This window comes from Pelagibius litoralis (genome assembly GCF_011683915.1).
GTDB lineage: Bacteria > Pseudomonadota > Alphaproteobacteria > Kiloniellales > Kiloniellaceae > Pelagibius > Pelagibius litoralis.
On the sequence record NZ_JAAQPH010000004.1, the window covers coordinates 212,572 to 232,118 of the forward strand.

The 19,547-nt window shown below is 63.4% G+C and carries 18 protein-coding genes; 15 read left to right on the forward strand and 3 right to left on the reverse strand.

The features are described 5' to 3' along the window. Window positions 1–204 precede the first annotated feature (204 nt). The 8 genes from HBA54_RS07000 to HBA54_RS07035 all read left to right on the forward strand — a co-directional run bounded on the left by HBA54_RS07000 (window position 205) and on the right by HBA54_RS07035 (window position 8,217). Window positions 205–1,515: an ABC transporter substrate-binding protein gene (locus HBA54_RS07000; protein ID WP_167222803.1), complete on the forward strand. Its 1,311-nt coding sequence runs from the start codon at window positions 205–207 to the stop codon at window positions 1,513–1,515. A gap of 96 nt (window positions 1,516–1,611) precedes the next feature. Next, window positions 1,612–2,484 (forward strand): carbohydrate ABC transporter permease, encoded by an 873-nt coding sequence (locus HBA54_RS07005; RefSeq protein ID WP_167222805.1) that lies wholly within the window; start codon window positions 1,612–1,614, stop codon window positions 2,482–2,484. Window positions 2,485–2,488: 4 nt separating this feature from the next. Then, a complete protein-coding gene (locus HBA54_RS07010; protein WP_167222807.1) occupies window positions 2,489–3,319 on the forward strand; it encodes a carbohydrate ABC transporter permease in 831 nt (276 codons plus the stop codon). 13 nt (window positions 3,320–3,332) lie between these two features. Continuing rightward, window positions 3,333–4,334: an ABC transporter ATP-binding protein gene (locus tag HBA54_RS07015; protein ID WP_167222809.1), complete on the forward strand. Its 1,002-nt coding sequence runs from the start codon at window positions 3,333–3,335 to the stop codon at window positions 4,332–4,334. Continuing rightward, window positions 4,331–5,104, forward strand: coding sequence for an L-iditol 2-dehydrogenase (locus tag HBA54_RS07020; protein WP_167222811.1), 774 nt, complete (start codon window positions 4,331–4,333; stop codon window positions 5,102–5,104). Before HBA54_RS07015 ends, HBA54_RS07020 begins: the two co-directional genes overlap by 4 nt. 13 nt (window positions 5,105–5,117) lie before the next feature. Continuing rightward, a complete protein-coding gene (locus tag HBA54_RS07025; RefSeq protein ID WP_167222813.1) occupies window positions 5,118–5,894 on the forward strand; it encodes an SDR family NAD(P)-dependent oxidoreductase in 777 nt (258 codons plus the stop codon). Window positions 5,895–5,935: 41 nt separating this feature from the next. Continuing rightward, the gene (locus tag HBA54_RS07030; RefSeq protein WP_167222816.1) at window positions 5,936–6,628 is read left to right on the forward strand and encodes an HAD family hydrolase; all 693 of its coding nucleotides are present in this window, start codon (window positions 5,936–5,938) and stop codon (window positions 6,626–6,628) included. Beyond that, window positions 6,628–8,217: an FGGY-family carbohydrate kinase gene (locus HBA54_RS07035; RefSeq protein WP_167223079.1), complete on the forward strand. Its 1,590-nt coding sequence runs from the start codon at window positions 6,628–6,630 to the stop codon at window positions 8,215–8,217. The genes HBA54_RS07030 and HBA54_RS07035 overlap by 1 nt, the downstream gene beginning before the upstream one ends. Before the next feature lie 76 nt (window positions 8,218–8,293). On the opposite strand, the gene HBA54_RS07040 is transcribed toward HBA54_RS07035, so the two are convergent. Beyond that, window positions 8,294–8,860, reverse strand: coding sequence for a hypothetical protein (locus tag HBA54_RS07040; protein ID WP_167222818.1), 567 nt, complete (start codon window positions 8,858–8,860; stop codon window positions 8,294–8,296). 166 nt (window positions 8,861–9,026) lie between these two features. Continuing rightward, window positions 9,027–10,598 (reverse strand): sensor histidine kinase, encoded by a 1,572-nt coding sequence (locus HBA54_RS07045; protein ID WP_167222820.1) that lies wholly within the window; start codon window positions 10,596–10,598, stop codon window positions 9,027–9,029. Window positions 10,599–10,884: 286 nt separating this feature from the next. Between HBA54_RS07045 and HBA54_RS07050 the strand changes: the two genes are divergently transcribed. Further along, entirely contained in the window at window positions 10,885–11,142 is a 258-nt protein-coding gene (locus tag HBA54_RS07050; protein WP_205944462.1) for a hypothetical protein, read from the forward strand. 265 nt (window positions 11,143–11,407) lie between these two features. Next, a complete protein-coding gene (locus HBA54_RS07055) occupies window positions 11,408–12,226 on the forward strand; it encodes a cytochrome P460 family protein (protein ID WP_205944463.1) in 819 nt (272 codons plus the stop codon). Here the strand turns inward: HBA54_RS07055 and HBA54_RS07060 are convergent. Further along, entirely contained in the window at window positions 12,223–12,822 is a 600-nt protein-coding gene (locus tag HBA54_RS07060) for a TetR/AcrR family transcriptional regulator (protein ID WP_167222827.1), read from the reverse strand. The genes HBA54_RS07055 and HBA54_RS07060 overlap by 4 nt on opposite strands. A 572-nt stretch (window positions 12,823–13,394) precedes the next feature. On the opposite strand from HBA54_RS07060, the gene HBA54_RS07065 reads away from it, so the two are divergent. The 5 genes from HBA54_RS07065 to HBA54_RS07085 all read left to right on the forward strand — a co-directional run bounded on the left by HBA54_RS07065 (window position 13,395) and on the right by HBA54_RS07085 (window position 19,498). Next, on the forward strand, window positions 13,395–14,195 hold the full coding sequence (locus HBA54_RS07065) for a nucleotidyltransferase domain-containing protein (RefSeq protein WP_167222829.1): 801 nt from the start codon (window positions 13,395–13,397) through the stop codon (window positions 14,193–14,195). Window positions 14,196–14,291: 96 nt separating this feature from the next. Beyond that, window positions 14,292–15,191: a phosphotransferase gene (locus tag HBA54_RS07070; RefSeq protein WP_205944464.1), complete on the forward strand. Its 900-nt coding sequence runs from the start codon at window positions 14,292–14,294 to the stop codon at window positions 15,189–15,191. Between the two features lie 8 nt (window positions 15,192–15,199). Further along, on the forward strand, window positions 15,200–17,653 hold the full coding sequence (locus HBA54_RS07075; RefSeq protein ID WP_167222831.1) for a GcvT family protein: 2,454 nt from the start codon (window positions 15,200–15,202) through the stop codon (window positions 17,651–17,653). Window positions 17,654–17,766: 113 nt separating this feature from the next. Further along, on the forward strand, window positions 17,767–18,444 hold the full coding sequence (locus tag HBA54_RS07080) for a methyltransferase family protein (protein WP_167222833.1): 678 nt from the start codon (window positions 17,767–17,769) through the stop codon (window positions 18,442–18,444). Window positions 18,445–18,886: 442 nt separating this feature from the next. Then, window positions 18,887–19,498, forward strand: coding sequence for a DUF2589 domain-containing protein (locus tag HBA54_RS07085; protein ID WP_167222835.1), 612 nt, complete (start codon window positions 18,887–18,889; stop codon window positions 19,496–19,498). Window positions 19,499–19,547: the final 49 nt, after the last annotated feature.

Consider the following 19,547-nt stretch of genomic DNA (forward strand, 5'->3'; position numbering starts at 1 on the left):
CGAGGCCGCCCAAAGCGGGGGTGCCGCGAAATAAGCTACTGAAATGCTTGTAACCTAATTCCCAGCCCATGAAAAGCCGGCCCCTTCACGGCGGCATCAGCCCGGCCACCCTACGAATGGTCTCTTGACTCTCATTTGCAGAAGACCGATCATATGCTCAATAACAGAGCATATGCTCATAAACCTAGGGAGGAAGGCTTAAAGATGGTCCTCACACGACTCGCGCTCACCGCAGGCGTTCTGCTTGCATCGACGGCACTCGCTTCTGCGGAAACCCTGACGATCGCCACGGTCAACAACGGCGATATGATCCGCATGCAGAAGTTGTCGAGCGAATTCACCGCGCAGAATCCGGACATCGAGCTGGAATGGGTGACGATGGAGGAGAATGTGCTCCGCCAGAAGGTCACCACCGACATCGCCACCAAGGGCGGCCAGTTCGACATCATGACGATCGGCACCTACGAGGTTCCGATCTGGGCCAAGCAGAACTGGCTGGTCGCGCTTGACGATCTGGGTGCCGACTATGACGTGGACGATCTGCTGCCGGCGATCCGCGGCGGCCTGACCGTCGACGGCAAGCTCTATGCCGCGCCCTTCTACGGCGAAAGCTCGATGGTCATGTACCGCACGGACCTCTTCGAGAAGGCGGGCATTGATATGCCCGACGCCCCGACCTGGGACTTCGTTGCCGATGCGGCTCGCAAGATCACCGACAAGGACAACGAGATCTACGGCGTCTGCCTGCGCGGCAAGGCCGGCTGGGGCGAGAACACGGCCTTCCTGTCGGCGACCGCCAACTCCTTTGGTGCGCGCTGGTTTGACATGGATTGGAATCCGCAGTTCGACACACCCCAGTGGAAGAACACGCTGACCTTCTATGTCGACCTGTTGAACGACGCCGGCCCTCCGGGCGCCTCTTCCAACGGCTTCAACGAGAACCTCGCCCTCTTTCAGTCCGGCAAGTGCGGCATGTGGATCGATGCCACCGTGGCGGCCTCCTTCGTGACCAATCCGGCTGAATCCAAGGTGGCCGATCAGGTCGGCTTTGCGATGGCCCCGGACAACGGCCTGGGCAAGCGCGGTAACTGGCTCTGGGCCTGGTCGCTGGCCGTTCCCGCCGGCTCCGAGAAGCAGGCAGCGGCGCAGAAGTTCATTGGCTGGGCGACCAGCAAGGCCTATGCGGAATTGGTTGCCTCGAAAGAGGGTTGGGCGAATGTGCCGCCGGGCACCCGGACCTCGCTCTATGAGAATGCGGAATACCAGAAGGCCGCCCCCTTTGCCGCGATGACTCTGGAATCCATCAAGGCAGCCGATCCGACCAAACCGACCGTCGACCCGGTTCCCTACGTCGGCGTGCAGTTCGTGGCGATCCCCGAATTCCAGGGCATCGGCACCGCGGTGGGGCAGCAGTTCTCCGCCGCCCTGGCCGGCACCACCTCGGTCGACCAGGCGCTGAAGAACGCGCAGAACCTGACCGAGCGTGAGATGAAACGCGGCGGCTACATCAAGTAGCCGATCCTCCTGACGGGCCGCCTTCCATGGCGGGTGGCGGCCCGTACTTTTCATCACTTCGACCTTCTCTGGTCCCGTCTGAAAGGGAGTGGCGCTATGGCGACCATGCACACCCAAAACACTGCGCGCTTGATGATGTCGCCGGCCGTGCTGATGTTGCTGGTCTGGATGGTCGTCCCGCTCGGCATGACGCTCTACTTCTCCTTCCTGCGCTACAATCTGCTGATGCCGGGGATGGAGCATTTCACCGGCTTTGGTAACTACGAATTCTTCCTCAGCGATCCTGCCTTTTTCGAAGCGCTCGCCAATACGCTGCTGCTGGTCGGCGGAGTGCTTCTGGTCACCGTGGTCGGCGGTACCTTCCTCGCGATCCTGATCAACCAGCCCTTCTGGGGGCAGGGCATCGTCCGCCTGCTGGTGATTGCGCCCTTCTTCGTCATGCCGACGGTTTCGGCGCTGGTCTGGAAGAACATGCTTATGCATCCGGTGAACGGGCTCTTCGCCTGGATCGCCCACGGCTTCGGCTTGGACCCGGTCGACTGGCTCGCCGTGCTGCCGCTCTTCTCGATCACCATGATCGTTGCCTGGGGCTGGCTGCCCTTTGCCACCCTGATTATCCTGACCGCCCTGCAATCGCTCGATCAGGAGCAACAGGAAGCGGCGGAGATGGACGGCGCCGGGATCGTCTCGATCTTCACCTATATTACGCTGCCGCATCTGTCGCGGGCGCTGACCGTGGTGGTGCTGATCGAGACCATCTTCCTGCTTTCCATCTTCGCGGAGATTTACGTGACCACCAGCGGTGGTCCGGGCACGGCCAGCACCAATATCTCATTCCTCATCTATGCAGAGGCGCTGTTGAAGTACGACGTGGGTAGCGCTGCGGCCGGCGGCGTGGTGGCCATTATCCTCGCCAACATCGTTGCGATCTTCCTGATCCGGATGATCGGCAAGAACCTGGAGGCGTAAAGTCATGGCCCGCGAAACGACCCGCAACCGCAAGCTCGTCTTCACCGTCATCGGCTGGACGATCGGTCTGACCCTGTTCTTCCCGATCCTCTGGACCATCATCACCAGCTTCAAGACCGAGGGCGAGGCCATTGCCTCGCCGCCGAGCTTTGTCTTCTTCCAATGGACGCTGGAAAACTATTTTGAAGTGCAGACCCGGTCCGACTATTTCAAGCATGCCATGAACTCGGTGATCATTTCCCTCGGCTCAACCGGCCTGGGTTTGCTGGTCGCCATTCCCGCCGCCTGGGCCATGGCCTTTTCGCCGACAAAGCACACCAAAAACGTCCTCATGTGGATGCTCTCCACCAAGATGTTGCCGCCGGTCGGCGTGCTGGTCCCTATCTTTCTGATCTTCCGCGACTTCGGCTTGCTCGATACCCGCACCGGCCTGGTGGCGGTGCTGATGCTGATGAACCTGCCGATCATCGTCTGGATGCTCTACACCTACTTCAAGGAGATCCCCGGCGAGATCCTGGAAGCAGCGCGCATGGACGGCGCGACCCTGGGCAAGGAGATCGTCTATATCCTGGCGCCCATGGCGGTCCCGGGCATTGCCTCGACCCTGCTGTTGAACATCATCCTCGCCTGGAACGAGGCCTTCTGGACACTGAACCTGACGGCTGCCGACGCGGCGCCGCTCAGTGCCTTCATCGCGTCCTACTCCAGCCCGGAGGGTCTGTTCTGGGCAAAGCTTTCGGCGGCCTCAACCATGGCCATTGCACCCATCCTGGTGATGGGCTGGTTCAGCCAGAAACAGTTGGTCCGCGGCCTCACCTTCGGCGCGGTCAAATAGGGGAGATAGTACGATGGGTGCAATCACACTTCAGAAGGTGTCCAAGTCCTTTGGCGACGTTACCGTCATTCCCGGCGTCGACCTGGAGATAAACGATGGCGAGTTCGTCGTCTTCGTCGGTCCCTCGGGTTGCGGCAAGTCGACCCTGCTGCGGCTCATCGCCGGACTTGAAGATGTGACCTCCGGCGCTATCCGCATCAATGGAACCGATGCGACCGGCATGCCGCCGGCAAAGCGGGGCCTCGCCATGGTGTTCCAGTCCTATGCGCTCTACCCGCATATGAGCGTATACAAAAACATCGCCTTTCCCTTGAAGATGGCCGGCCAGGATCAGGCGGCGATCAAGCAGAAGGTGGAGTCCGCCGCCTCGGTTCTCAATCTGACCGATTATCTCGACCGCCGGCCGGGCCAGCTTTCCGGCGGCCAGCGCCAGCGCGTCGCTATCGGCCGTGCCATCGTGCGCGAACCGGATGCCTTTCTCTTCGACGAGCCGCTGTCGAATCTCGATGCTTCTCTCCGGGTCAACATGCGCCTGGAAATCAGCGAACTGCATCAGTCGCTGGCGACCACCATGATCTATGTGACCCACGATCAGGTCGAGGCGATGACCATGGCCGACAAGATCGTTGTGCTGCGCGCCGGCAACATCGAACAGGTCGGCTCGCCCCTGGAGCTCTACCGCAATCCGGCGAATGCCTTTGTTGCCGGTTTCATCGGTTCGCCGAAGATGAACTTGATCGAGGGTCCCGAGGCGGAGAAACAGAGTTGTACCACGCTGGGCGTTCGCCCCGAGCATATTGCGGTCTCGACCGATGGCGGTGCCTGGAAGGGTGTCGTCGGCGTCGCCGAGCACCTGGGCTCCGATACCTTCCTGCATGTTCGTGTGGAAGGTGTTGGTCTGATGACCGTGCGCGCCGAGGGCGAATTCGATCTGCATCACGGCCAGACAATCTTTCTGACGCCGGTCCCCGATAAGATTTACCGCTTCGACAAAAACGGCAACGCGATTCGATGAACCGGCTGGCCGGCAAGACCGCCTTGATCACCGGTGCCGCCCGCGGCATCGGCGCCGCTTTTGCCGAGGCTTATGCCCGTGAAGGGGCGGTGGTTGCGATTGGCGACATCGATCTGGCCCGTGCGCAGGAGACAGCCGCGTCGATCGGCAAGGCTGGCTTTGCGGTGAAAATGGATGTGACGGATCAGGCCTCCATCGACGCCGCCGTGGCGCAGGTTGTGGAACGCGCCGATGCCATCGATATCCTGGTGAACAATGCGGCGCTGTTCGATCTTGCGCCGATTACCGAGATTACCCGGGCGAGCTACGACCGTCTTTTTGCGGTGAACGTCGCCGGTGCCCTCTTCACCCTGCAGGCGGTGGCGCGCGCCATGATCGCGGCGGGCCGCGGCGGCAAGATCATCAACATGGCCAGCCAGGCCGGGCGGCGCGGCGAGGCGCTGGTCGCGGTCTACTGCGCCAGCAAGGCGGCGCTCATCAGCCTGACCCAGTCGGCGGCGCTCAATCTCATCGAACATCGCATCAATGTGAACGCCATCGCCCCCGGGGTGGTCGAGGGTGAGCATTGGGAAGGCGTCGATGCGCTGTTTGCCAAGTACGAGAAGCGCCCCCCGGGCGAGAAGCAGCGTCTGGTCGGCGAGGCCGTGCCCTACGGTCGCATGGGGCGGGCGGAGGATCTCATCGGCATGGCGGTGTTCCTGGCGTCTGCCGAGAGCGACTACGTCGTCGGCCAGACCTACAACGTCGACGGCGGCAACTGGTTGAGCTGAAAGGCCTGGTGTCATGTATCTCGAAAAGCTGAAACTGGACGGAAGGGTCGCGGTGGTCACCGGTGGCGGGCAGGGAATCGGTGCTGCCTGTGCCCGGGCCCTGGGCGAGGCCGGGGCGACGGTGATCATTGCCGAACTGCAGCCGGAGCGGGCGGAAGCCTGTGTTGCGGATCTGGCCAAGCTCGGCATCCGGGCCGAAGCCGCGCCGCTGGATGTCACCAGGTCGGATGATGTCGACAGGGTCGCGGCCGAGGTCATTGCCGGGCACGGGCGCGTCGACATCCTGGTGAACAACGCCGGGGTGGCCAAGAGCGATGTAAAGGCGGAAGACACCAGCGACGATCACTGGCGTTTTCACATGGATGTCAATCTTGACGGCCTGTTCTGGTGCTGCCGGGCTTTCGGGCGTCAGATGCTGAAGCAGGGCAGTGGCTCCATCGTCAACATCGGCTCGATGTCCGGTTTCATCGTGAACAAGCCGCAACCGCAGGCCTTTTACAACGCCTCCAAGGCAGCGGCCCATCATCTCACCAAGTCTTTGGCGGCGGAGTGGGGCGCCAGAGGCGTGCGGGTGAATGCCGTCGCGCCGACCTACATCGAGACCCCGCTGACCGCCTTTGGCATGAACGAAAGTCCGGAGATGTACAAAACCTGGCTCGATATGACGCCGATGGCGCGGGTCGGCCAGCCCGAGGAGATCGCCTCCGTGGTGCATTTCCTCGCCTCCGATGCCGCCAGCCTGCTGACCGGGGCGGTCGTGCTGGCCGACGGTGGCTATACCTGCTGGTAAGAGGCGGCTATCCTCTCTCAGACTTTGAGGGGCTTGAACCGATGACCGCGGCGCCGGTTGGACTGATCATCTTCGACTGCGACGGGGTGCTGGTGGACAGCGAACCGCTGTCCATGCGTATCCTGCTGCAGGCCATCGCCGAAGCCGGGGCTGAGATCGATGCCGCCCAGGGCTACGAGGCCTTTCTCGGCAAATCGCTCGCTTCGGTCTGTGCCTTGCTGCGCCGCGACTATCGGGTCGACATGGACGATGCCGCGCTGGAGCGCATGCGCGAGCACCTCTATCAGGCGATCCGGCAGGAGCTGCAGCCCATTGCCGGTATCGCCGAGGCCCTCGACGGGCTGGCGCGGCCGGTTTGCGTTGCCTCCTCCAGCCAGCCGGAGCGGATCGGCCTGTCGCTGGAAGTGACCGGCCTGGCCCCCTTTTTCAACGGCCATGTCTTCAGCGCTTCGATGGTGGCGCGCGGCAAGCCGGCCCCTGACCTCTTCCTGCATGCGGCGCGGGAGATGCAGGTCGCCCCGTCCGACTGTATTGTGGTGGAGGACAGCCCCGCCGGGATCGTCGCGGCATTGAAAGCCGGTATGGGCGTTTTCGGTTTCACCGGCGGCAGTCACGCACGTTCGCAACCGCATCGGCAAAAACTGGCGGCCCTGGGCCCAATACAGGTTTTCGAGGACATGCGGGAACTGCCGGGCCTGATTCGAAATCTGGAGCGGGGCCAGAGGGTATCTTGATGCAGGACCTGGTGGTGGGTGTCGATGTGGGAACCGGCAGCGCGCGCGCCGGCGTGCTGACGCGCGAAGGCGCTTCGCTGGGCCGTGGCGAGCAGCCCATCGACCTGCATCAGCCGCGGCACAATCACAGCGAACACGATTCCGAACAGATCTGGGCAGCGGTCTGCAGTGCGGTGCGCGGCGCCCTGACGGCCGCCGGTGTGGAGAGCGGGCGCATTGCCGGGATCTCCTTCGATGCCACCTGCTCGCTGGTTCTGCGCGACCGCAACGCGGCACCGCTCAGCGTTTCAACGACGGGCGAACCGCGCTGGGACACCATTGTCTGGCTGGATCACCGGGCACTGGCCGAGGCTGAGGAGTGCACCGCCACCGGTCACCGCGTGCTGGACTATGTCGGCGGTGTGATGTCGCCGGAAATGGAAACGCCGAAACTGATGTGGCTGCGGCGCAACCTTCCCGATCAGTGGGAAAAGTGCGGCTACCTTTTCGATCTTGCCGATTTCCTCACCTGGAAGGCTTCGGGCGCGCTGGACCGCTCGCAATGCACCCTGGCCTGCAAATGGACCTACCTCGGTCATGAGGCGCCGGGCTGGCAGCAGGATTTTTTCCAGCAGATCGGCCTGCCCGACCTGCTGGCGCGCGGCCAACTGCCGGCCCAGGCGAGCCCCATAGGGACCGACCTCGGGCCGCTGACGCCGGAAGCCGCCGCCGCCCTCGGCCTCACTACCGCCTGCCGGGTCGCTGCCGGCTTGATCGATGCCCATGCCGGGGCCTTGGGAGTGCTCGGCGGCTATGCCGGGGATGCCGGGGGTATCGATCGGCACCTGGCGCTGATCGCCGGCACTTCAAGCTGCGTCATGGCGCTGTCGGCCGAGCCGCGGCCGATCCACGGTGTCTGGGGGCCTTACTTCGGCGCGGTGTTGCCCGACTGCTGGCTGAACGAGGGCGGCCAGTCCGCGACCGGCGCCCTGCTCGACCACATCATCCGCTGGCACGGCGCCGGCGGCGAAGCCGACGCCGCCATGCACGGCCGCATCGCCGCAAGGGTCATGGAACTGCGCCGGGACGAGGGGCTCGACCTCGCCGGGCGGCTGCACGTGCTGCCGGACTTTCACGGCAACCGCTCACCGCTGGCCGACCCCCAGGCGCTCGGTGTCATCTCCGGGCTTACCCTCGACAGTTCATTTGACAGTCTCTGCCGGCTCTATTGGCGCACGGCGGTGGGCATCGCCCTGGGTGTACGCCATATCCTCGATGCGCTGAACGCCAGGGGCTACGGCATCGACACGCTGCATGTCACCGGTGGGCATATCAAGAACCCGCTGCTCATGGAGCTCTATGCGGATGCCGTGGGCTGCAAGGTCATCGAACCGGCGGCTGAGGACGCCGTTCTGCTGGGCACGGGTATGGTGGCGGCGCGGGCGGCAGGGATGTTTCCCAGCCTGACGGCCGCCGCCGAGGGCATGCAGCAGGGCGGCCGTGAACGCTTGCCCAACCCGGCGGCGCGCAGCCGTTTCGACCACGATTACACGGTCTTCCTGAAAATGCATGAGCAGCGCCGGGCTCTGGATGAACTCAGTCTGTCGTGATCCAGCTGCTTTTGGAGATTCGGGCTATAGCGTTTTCGACTTATGTCGGGCCGGTGCCGTCAAACTGTGAAAGAGGCTAAAACCGCGGCGCGATCGGGACGCTGCGCAGCTTCTCGACCGTATCCTGGCGCCAACCCAGGGCGCCTTGCACATCGTCGAGGGTGAGGGCTTCGCCGGTTTCCTCGTTGATCATGGTAACGCCGGGCGGGAGTCCCGGTTTGCTCTGACCCAGCTGGTTTTGACCCCTTTGGCTTTGATAGGCCGTTTCGGCGGCGGGTAGCAGCAGTGGTGCCAGCGGCACGAACTTTGTGGCTGCCGTTCCGCGGGACGCGGGCATGACCAAGGTGCCGAGGATACTCGGTTGGAGGGGGCTGAGGCGGGGCGGTGCCGCGGGACTACTCGGCGTGCTGGCCGGCGCGCTGCCCGGCAGTGGCGCTCGCGCCGCCGGAATGATCCGGGTTTCACTTGCCGGTGAAGGTTGATTTGACCTGCCCGACGGCTGCGGATCGTTCAACGCCTTGGGGGCGCCTTTGGGCATTTGCAGTTTATAGACCACCAGCGGTCCATGCTCGCCCTGCTGTACCGAGAACACCATCGCCAGCGTGGCCACGGCACAGGCAGAGATCATTTTTCTTGGCAGCAAACCGTCTTCCCCGGTCGTTGTCGCAGCAGGAACGGCGGCGGCCCGTCCTTACGAATCCGGGAAAGAGTAAGCATCCGGCGCGACTCACCGGCTGAGTCATTTTTGTGATCTGGTCTGTGGCCTGGCCCGTGATCTGAGCGCGACCGGGAGGTTCTTAAGGGAGGCTTCAAGCGGCGGGTGAGGAGTGCCGGCTGTCGTAGAAGACCCGCTTGCCGGGCAGCTTCACCACGGCGGTGGTGCCCTTCCCCTTCTCGCTTTCCAGATGGAGCGAGCCGCCATGCAGTTCCACGAAGGACCGGGCGATGGGCAGGCCAAGACCCGTCCCCTCGCTGGCGACGGCCTTGACCGCCGACTGTTCATAGGGCCGGAAGACCAGGTCCAGCTTGCCGGCGTCGATGCCGCGGCCCTCGTCGGTGATGCGAATTTCCAGCTGCGTCCCGGGCTTGTTGACGGACACCGTGATCGTGCCTTTTTCGGGGCTGAACTTTGCCGCGTTGGTCAACAGATTGATGGCGACCTGTTTCAGCAGTCTGAGGTCGCCGAGCAGGTTTATGTTCTGCTCCTCAAAGACCAGGCGGAACTCTTTCGACCGGCCGTGGCTGGTCGCGCCGATCATTTGGACGGCTTCTTCCAGCAGTTTCGGCAGATCGACTTCGCTTTCCTGCAGGATCATCTTGCCGGACTCGATCTTTGCGAGGTCGAGCAGGCCGTCGATCAGGCTCAGCAGGTGGCGGGCGGAATGATTGATGTCGTAGACATAGTCCTGGTAGCGGCTGTTGATCGGGCCGAACACGCCAAGATGGATGGTTTCCGAGAAACCGAGAATGGCATTCAGGGGCGTGCGCAGCTCGTGGCTCATGTTGGCCAGGAATTCCGATTTGGTCCGGTTCGCCTTTTCCGCCTGATCGCGCGCGACCACCGCCTGCGAGGAAATGTCTTCCAGCTCGATGGTGCGCTCGCGGACCCTTTTCTCCAGCTCGATGTTGAGGTTGGCAAGGCGGGCTTCGGCTTCGACCCGGTCGTTGATGTCGGTCTCGGTCATGACGATGACCCACTCGCCACTTCGAGGGTCGCGCCCACGTTGGCAATGTACCTGATGCCAGCGCTGGCCCTGCGCCGTTGCGATGCGCAGGTCCCTGTGAAAGGAGGTGCCGGAAAGCACCGTTTCGCGCAGCTCCACCGCCAGCCCGGCGTTGTCGAAATGCTCGGCCAGGTCGCGGCGGCCGGCGGCGACGGGTCTGGCGCCGAAGGTTTCGACGGCGGCCGGATTGCGTGACAGCAGCAGGCCTTCCGAGGAGAAGACGCTGACCATCAGCGAGGTATAGCGGGTTGCCTCCAGCAGGCGCAGGGTTTCGTCATCGCCCTTAAGATCCAGCGGGCCGGAGCTCTCGATCAGGATCGCCTGCTGGCCGTCTTCGATGGTGACCGGCGTGGCGGCCAGCAGCACGGTGATCGGCGTGCTGTCCGGATAGAGCGTCCAGGCCTCCAGCGCCACTTCGCCCGGCGGTGTGTTCTCCACCACCTGGGCCAGGCGTTGGCGCACCGTCGCGCTGTCGGAGCTGTAGTCGCGCGCCAGCAGGTCGGCCAGGGATTCGGCCCGCCAGAACGCCACGGCGCGCCGGTTCGCCCACCAGATCCGGTGGCGGCTGACGTCAAAGACCCATATTGGTGTATGCAGAAGATCGTAGGGTGCCAGCGTGTCGCACGTCTTGATGGTCTGCTTTGCTTGGTGACCCATTGAGGTTGTTATCTATCCGTTGCTTTCGATCTTCCCGCGTCTGCTATCGAAGCCGATTGAGGGTGTTGAAACAACAACGTATCAGTCATTGGTTTAGAGAATCTGCATATAGAATAGGATTGTTCAATTTCGCCGCGAATAACTATTCGGTATTATTAATCAAGGCGCTGACTGCCGGCCTTTGATGGATGCCGGCGTCGCTTTGGCGGCGTCAGGCGTCAGGGAAATGCCACGAAAGCGCAGCTCATTCGTCACGAAAGCGGCGTAAATCTTGACCGGTATCAAGATGAACTTGCTGGCCCCCACATCCGACTTCACTTACGCCTCGCCGCAAGATACGCGCTGGCGGCGGGCCGTCATTCACGCGATCGAGCAGATCACCGGCAAGCCGCGGCTCCGGCGGCTCTATGCGGACTATTGCCGGGCGGAGCTGCATCCCTACCTCCTGCCCATCGACTACGCCGAACTGTCCGGCTTCGAAGATCGCCGTCAACTCAGCGATTACCTGCGTGCGCTCACTTACGCCCCGCAACGCCAGCCGTAGCCCGGCAACCGGATCTCCGACCTGTGGTTGTTTGGTCGAAACCTGACGTTTCCCGACAACGCCGGTCCTTCTAACGCCGGAACACATTCGCGCGATCCGCCGCTTTTCGGGCTGGGTGCGGCGATCAAAGCGCTAGAGTGGTTGTCGTCACCCATCGCCTTCATCTGGATCAGGTACAGGATAGGGCGCCCGAAGGGAGCCCGGCCGAAAGAATGCCGGGCCCAGGCCTAATTCGATGGGTGTTCAACAATCGAGGGAGAAGATCGTGAGACCGACCCGCTGTTTTGTCGCCGCTGTCTTAACCGCCGTTTTGGCGGGCTTTTCCGCTGCGCCGGCCCTGGCCGCGGACGCCGAGGCCGGGGCCGACCTCGCCACCCAGTGCTCGGCCTGCCATGGGGCGGCGGGGATCAGCACCGGCAAGAACTTTCCCAATCTCGCGGCCCAGAAGGCCGGTTACATCGAAACCCAGTTGAAGGCCTTTCGTGCCGGCGATCGCTCGAACGAGTTGATGAACGCGATCGCGGCCTCGCTGCCCGACAGCGATATCGAAAATCTTGCCGCTCACTTCGCCAGTCTGCCCGGTGCCGATCCGGGCGCGACGGCGGCCAACCTTTCCGGGCTCGACGGTATGGCACCCAGCTTCCCGGCCGATTTCGAAGAGGCCTTCAAGCGCTATCAGCGGATCGATTTTGAGGGCCGCAAGCAGGTCCGCTTCTACAGTGCCAACGCCACCGCCCTGGCGGCGGCCAAGGCCGGCGGTGCTTTTCCCGCCGGCGCGTATCTGCTGGTCGAGATCTTCGAGGCCCAGGTCGATGCCGACGGCAAGCTGCTTCTGGGCGCCGACGGCCAGTTGGTCGTCGGCGAGCGGGCGGCCTTCACCGCCATGGAAAAACAGGCCGGCTGGGGGCAGGCAGTGCCGGATATCCTGCGAAACGATGATTGGCGCTATGCCGTGTTCTCGGTCGAGGGCGAGCATCGCGCCGGTCTGAATGAAGGGCCCTGTCTCGCCTGCCACAAGCCGCTGACCGACAGCGACTACACCTTCACTTATGAAACCCTGCGCGAATTCGCTGAGGCGAACTAGGCTTCCAGCCCACGGATGAAGTTGCGGATCAGCAGTTCGGCCATATCGGCGGCGGTCATGCCGTCGGGCTGGCCCAGGCGGCCGGTGACGTTCAGCAGCGAGATGCCGTGCACGCCGGACCACAGCACCCGACCGGAGGCGGCGCGCAAGGCCTCCTGTTCGGCGGTAAAGAAGGGGGTGAGGCAGTCGTTGACCACGGTGAAAAGCAGAGTGACGGCCTCTTCGAAGCAGGCCGGGCTGTCCCCCTCCGCGGCCGGGCGGAAGTCGAAGACGGAGAGCCAGAGCCGCGGCTGCGCCTCGGCGAAATCGACATAGGCGCGGCCCAGGGCGATGGCGCGATCCAGCGGCCGGGTCTGGTTTTCCACTGCCGCCATGGCCGCCATCGCCAGATCCCGCAGGGTGGCGGCGTTCACCTGGTAGACGATGGCATCGATGTTTTCGAAGAGGTTGTAGAGCGTGCCCGGCGAATAGCCGATGCGCTTGGCGATGGCGCGGGCCGAGACCTGGGCGACACCCTGTTCGACCATGATCGCCCGCGCCGCTTCGGTGGCCAGGCTTGCCAGTTCTTCGCGTGAATGGTCGGACCGGCGTCCCACGTTCGCTCTCGCTCTTCCGTTGTTCCAGGTTCTCGTTACCACGTTCCATGAACGCTGTTCAAATTTGCTTTGGCGATTTCGATCTGCCGTACTGACCACAACGATGAGTGTGAGTTTAAAGGGGAGCCGGCGGGCATTTCTTGACTTCCGTAGCCCGAACGATCATAAACGGCGCAGGAATTCGCAGCGCGAAGTGCGTCGCTGCAGGAATACTTCGAGCAACAGCGAAACAGAAAATGATGAAACCGGTCCAAACTACCCATCAGATTTCTGCGCAGAGCGCCTCGGCCTGGATGGCCTATGGCGATCGCGTAGTCATTCTGCTGTGCCTGAGGGAGGGCCGCCCGGAGATGCTGTAAACCCAGCAACACCGGTCTAGAGAACAAGGACCCTCCCGCGGCACCAGCCACGGGAGGGTTTTTCTTTGCGCTGACGGCAGTGCGGAGAGGTTGGACCGCCGGGAAGATAACGAGGAGCAGAACAATGGCGGCATATGAAGTCTGCGCAACCGGGCGGGGCCCAGGCGGAAGTGTATTGGGGACAGGAAGGTATGGAAGAGGGGGAATGAGATCATGACGGCCCTTGCTTGTGTTGCCCGCGAACCGCGGGCGTTGATCGCCGAACGGCTGGACGAGATCGAACACGCTTACGACGTGCGTCTGCTGTTCGCCGTGGAGTCCGGCAGCCGTGCCTGGGGGTTTCCCTCGCCGGACAGCGACTACGACGTGCGCTTCGTCTATGCCCACCCGGCGGACTGGTACCTCTCGGTGGATGCGCAGCGCGATGTGATCGAGCTGCCCATCGAGGGCGAGATGGACATCAACGGCTGGGAGCTGCGCAAGGCCCTCAACCTGCTGATCAAGCCCAACCCGGTGCTGCTGGAATGGCTGCGCTCGCCCATCGTCTACCGGGCCGACGGCGAGGCGATGGTGAAGCTGCTGGACCTGGCGGAGAAGACGGCGCATCAGCGCCCCTGCGGCCACCACTACCTGCAGCTCTGCCGCAATCAGTACCGGCGCTTCATCGAGGGTCAGGAAAGGGTGAAGCTGAAGAAGTACTTCTACGCCCTGCGCCCGGCCGTGGCGCTGATGTGGCTGCGGACCAATCCGGGCCGGCCGCTGCCCATGAACCTGGGCGAGCTGCGGGCCGGGCTGGACCTGCCCGCCGGCCTCTCGACCTTTCTGGACGAGATGCTGGCGCGTAAGGCCTTGACCCGTGAGATGGGTGAGGGACCGCGCCTGGTGATGCTCGACGCCCTGATCGAAGAGGAGATCGCGCGGGCCGAGCGGGTGTTGCCGGATGCCGAGGCGCCTTCGGCGGACCTCCACCGGGAAGCCAACTGTCTGTTCCGCGACCTGGTCCTGGGGCGTTAAGCCCCGGGACCTTTGGTGGATGCTTCCAGGCGGTTGCGGTGGTTTGGCCGGCGGGGCAGACTTGTCCGGCTGATCAATCGCGGGGAGCAGGGGCGGGTGGTGTTGACCGGGCCGGAGCTGGAGACCTTGAAGGCGCGGGTGCGCGGGCTGCCGCTGTGGTCCGGGCCGGTCGCGCTTCAGCGGCTTGAGGGCGGCATCACCAACGTGAATTTTCATGTCGTCGATGACTCCGGCGACGGCTATGTGGTGCGCCTGGGCGATGACATTCCGGTGCATCACGTCATGCGCTTCAACGAAGCGGCGGCGAGCCGTGCGGCCGCGGTGGCCGGGGTATCGCCGGATGTGGTTTATACCGAGCCCGGTGTTCTGGTGGTGCGCTTTGTGGAGGGCCGCACCCTGGGCGAAGCCGATCTGCGCTCCGTCGCCATGCTCGACCGCTTCATCCCGCTGCTGATAAAGGTGCACCGCGATGTCGGCGCGGCGTTCCGCGGGGCGGCGCTGACTTTCTGGCCGTTCCATGTGCTGCGCGACTATGGGCGCAGTCTGCGCGAGGGCGATAGCCGTCACCTTGCCGACCTGCCCGCATTGCTCGGTATTGCCGAGAAGCTGGAGGCGGCGGTCGGCGACATCACGATGGTTTTCGGCCACAACGACCTGCTGCCCGGCAACATCCTGGATGACGGCCGGCGGCTCTGGCTGATCGACTGGGACTACGCCGGCTTCGGCTCGCCGCTTTTCGATCTGGCCAACCTGGCGACCAACTGCGGGCTGGATGAAAAGTTGGAGCGGCATCTTCTCGAAAGCTACTTCGAGGCCCCGGCAACGGACGCTCTCTATCGCCGCTTCGCGGCGATGAAGTGCGCTTCGCTTCTGCGCGAGACCCTGTGGTCCATGGTGTCGGAGATTCACTCCTCCCTGGACTTCGACTATGCCGGCTATACGGTTGAGAACCGGGCGCGTTTCGCGCGTGCCCATGATGCTTTCATGAACCTTTAGGGGCTCCGATGGGCAAACTTCCCGCCGCCGCCAAAGTCGTCATCGTCGGCGGCGGCATCATCGGCTGCTCCACCGCCTATCACCTGGGCCGGCTGGGGATCACCGACTGCCTGCTGCTGGAGCGCAAGAAGCTTACGTCGGGCACCACCTTTCATGCCGCCGGCCTGGTGGGGCAGCTGCGCAGCTCCGCCAACATCACCCAGTTGCTCGGCTACTCGGTCGACCTCTACGACCGCCTGGAAGAAGAGACCGGGCAGGCGACGGGCTGGAAGCGCAACGGCGGCCTGCGCCTTGCCTGCAATGCCGAGCGCTGGGTCGAAGTGAAGCGCCAGGCGACCACGGCCCACTCCTTCGGCCTGGAGATGAACCTCCTCACGCCGAAGGAGGCGCAGGACCTCTGGCCTCTGATGAATGTCGACGATGTGATCGGTGCCGCCTTCCTGCCCAGCGACGGCCAGGCCAATCCCTCCGACATCACCCTGGCCCTGGCCAAGGGCGCAAGGCAGGCGGGCGTCACCCTGCTGGAGGATACGCCGGTCACCCGCGTTGTGCTGGACGCAGCAGGGAAACTGACTGGCGTGGAAACGCCGGAGGGTATCGTCGCCTGCGAAAAAGTCGTCTGCTGCGCCGGCCAGTGGTCGCGCGACCTGGCGGCCGGCGTCGGGGTGACGGTGCCGCTGGTGTCGCTGCAGCATCAGTACATGGTCACCGAAGCCATCGACGGCGTGGCGCGCGCCCTGCCGACCCTGCGCGATCCCGACCGTCTGACCTATTACAAGGAGGAGGTCGGCGGTCTGGTGATGGGCGGCTACGAACCCAACCCGCTGTCCTGGGCGCTCGACGGCATCCCCGCCGATTTCCACTACAGCCTGCTCGATTCGAACTTCGATCACTTCGAACAGTTGATGGAGCTGGCGCTGGGCCGCGTGCCGGCGCTGGAAACCGCGGGCGTGAAGCAGTTGATCAACGGGCCGGAATCCTTCACGCCCGACGGCAACTTCATTCTTGGCGAGGCGCCGGAGCTGGCGAACTTCTTCCTCGGGGCCGGGTTCAATGCCTTCGGCATTGCCTCCGGCGGCGGCGCCGGCATGGCGCTGGCCGAGTGGATCGCCAAGGGAGAACAGCCCTTCGATCTCTGGCCCGTCGATATCAGGCGCTTCGGGCGGCCCCATGCCGACCCTGACTGGGTCCGCACCCGCACCCTTGAGGCCTATGGCAAGCACTACACCCTTGCCTGGCCGCATGAGGAGCACAGTTCGGCCAGGCCCTGCCGCCGCTCGCCGCTCTACCAGCGCCTGAAAGACCAGGGGGCCTGCTTCGGCGAGAAGCTGGGCTGGGAGCGGCCGAACTGGTTCGCGGATCTCTCTGCGGGCGCGGTGCCGGAAGACGTTTACAGCTTCGCCCGGCAGAACTGGTTCGACGCCGTGGCGCGCGAACACCGGGCGACGCGCGAGGCGGTGACGGTCTTCGACCAAAGCTCCTTCGCCAAGTTTCTGCTGCAGGGCCCGGACGCGGAGGCAGCGCTGAGCTGGATCTGCGCCAACGACGTGGCGCGGCCCGTCGGCACGGTGATCTATACCCAGATGCTGAACGAGCGCGGCGGCATCGAATGCGATCTGACGGTGACGCGCCTTTCAGCCGAGAGCTTCTACATCGTGACCGGCACCGGCTTTGCGACCCATGACTTCGATTGGATCAGGCGCAACATCCCGGCGGGCCTGCGCGCCGAGCTGGTCGATGTGACCTCGGCCTACGGCGTGCTGGCGCTCATGGGGCCGCTGGCGCGAGAGGTCTTGCAGTCTGTCACCGGCGCCGACGTTTCCAATGCGGCCTTTCCCTTTGCAACGGCAAGATCGCTTCCTATTGCCGGGGCGACGGTCCGGGCACTGCGGTTGACCTATGTGGGTGAGCTTGGCTGGGAGTTGCATGTGCCCACCGAATCCCTGGTCGGCGTCTATGAGGCGCTGATGGCCGCAGGTGCCGGGCAGGGCATTGGCAATGCCGGCTATCGCGCCATCGAGTCCCTCAGGCTGGAGAAAGGCTACCGCGCCTGGGGCAGCGATATCGGTCCGGACCACACGCCGCTGGAAGCCGGGCTCGGCTGGGCGGTAAAGCGCGGCAAGGGCGTTGACTTCAAGGGCCGGGCCGCGCTGGAAGCGCAGAGGCGGGGCGGCTTGAAAAAGCGTTTCGCCGGCTTCACACCGGAGGATCCGGACGTCGTGCTGCTGGGCCGTGAAACCCTCTACCGTGACGGGCAAAGGGTCGGCTGGCTGTCGAGCGGCGGTTTCGGCCATAGCCTCGGCACGGCCATCGGCTACGGCTATGTCCGTGCTGACAAGCCGATCGACAAGACCTTCCTGGAGAGCGGGACCTACGCTTTGGAAATCGCCGGCGAGCGGATGGCCTGTCGCCTGCACCTCGCGCCGCTGATCGATCCGCGGATGACGAAGGTCAGATGTTGATCTGCGCGATCTTGTTTCGTCATTAAAACCCTGGATTGCTAATTAATTTTTCTCTAATATATGTGCCATAGTTTGTTCGCTTATCAGCTGAAGACCAGTCGGATGTGACAACGATGGCGGAGCCGCAAGCTCTTGAAGCGGCGCGGTGGTTCCTGGCGCTGTTTTTCCCCGGGGTCGCGCTTTTCTATATCGTCAGGCTGACGGCGCGGCGGCGCCGGCTCGGACACTCTGCCGTCTGGCATGGCGTCAGGGGCAGCCGCCACTGGTGGCTTGCCAAAACCTTCGTCGTGTTCCGCAGTGTCATTACCCTGGCCATGCTTGCCCGCGCGTTCTGGCCCGGATTGGACAGCTATCTGCTGGCCTGCGGGTTTCTGATGACATCGACGATCGTCTTTGCCGGCCTGATCGTCATGATCACCGGTTTTTCGTCGGCGATCGCGCTGCACTTTTCCATGGGCCGGGCCTGGCGCTCCGGCCTGCCGGCCAAGGGCGGGGTGCCTGGGCTGATCACCGGCGGCCCCTTTGCCTGGAGCCGCAACCCCATGTTTCTGGCCATACAGCTGGCCCAGTTCGGGTTCTTCCTGTCCTTTCCAAGCGGCTTCACCCTGATCTGCCTGCTTGTCGGGATGCTGGTCCTGCACCTGCAGGTCCGCCTGGAGGAGGCCCATCTTCTGGCCGCCCATGGCCAGGTCTATCGGGACTACTGCAAAAGCACGGCCCGCTGGTTTGCGCTTGGCCGCCTGCCCTTCGCCGCCAGAGCAGACACGACCTCCAGCATCGTCACTCACTAGGGTCGGATCATGTTTCGACGGAACCACTTTGTGGTTGCGCCAAAACATGTGAATCCGATCGACATCGAACAGTTAGGGCAGATTCACCCGGTCCCCAGATATCTCAGGGGATCGCCTCCGGCGATTCCATCCGACCGGGATCTGCTCTAGGCTTTCGTTGGGCAGCTGTTCCTAATTGGATCGCCGGGCAGTCGTGGCCGGGTAGATCGTGATTAACGATCAAATGAAGACGCGTCCGCTGACCCTTTTTTGTCACGGAATCGCCCGCTAACAGCGTTATATTTGGGCGAATTATTGGTGGCGCTAATAAATTGCCTCAATAAAGCCTATTCGATAGATTTGGTGTGGATATAGCGATTGCGGCAATTCAGTTGACGGTTTTGTTCAGTTTCTAGGACAAAAGCGCAGCCTGGGAGGCCGTGAAGCTTAAAAGGGGGAGAGCATGGCAGTAGCAGGTGAACTACAAGCATTGCCGTTCGGATCGTTGATCGGCGGTCCCTTGGATGCAGCCATCGAGGCACAGGCCAAGGCTGCCGTGTCCTCGGTGAAATTCATCAAGGCAATCGGCTTCAACGATGACGGCTCGGTTCAGAACGTCACTTTCACGGCCAAGAAGGGTGAACAGGAAACGGAGATCACCGTACCCCTGCTGACCATTGTGCCGATTCCCTTCATCCGCATCGATGAGATGACCATCGACTTCAAGGCCAACATCTCGTCCAGCAACGAAAGCGAAGACAAGACGGCCCAGTCCACGGCGAAGAACGCCAAGGTCAGCGCCAGTGCCCGCTACCTCTTCTTCAAGGCCAACCTGGAAGCCTCGGTCTCCTCCAAAAAAGATTCCGAATCGACCAAGAAATCCAAGTACTCGGTCGAAACCACCATCGATGTGCACGTCCATGCGGTGCAGGACGAACTGCCGGCGGGCCTGGCAAAAATGCTGAACATACTGGCCGACACCATTCAGGCACCGCCCGCGGTTACCGGCCAGCCGGGCAGTGGCGGTGCGGGCGGTGGCGCTGGTGGTGGCGGCGGCGGCAAAGCGGGAAACTGATCGCGCTGGGGCCGCCGCAGACGGTTGTTCTGCCCGGCCGTTCCGGCGC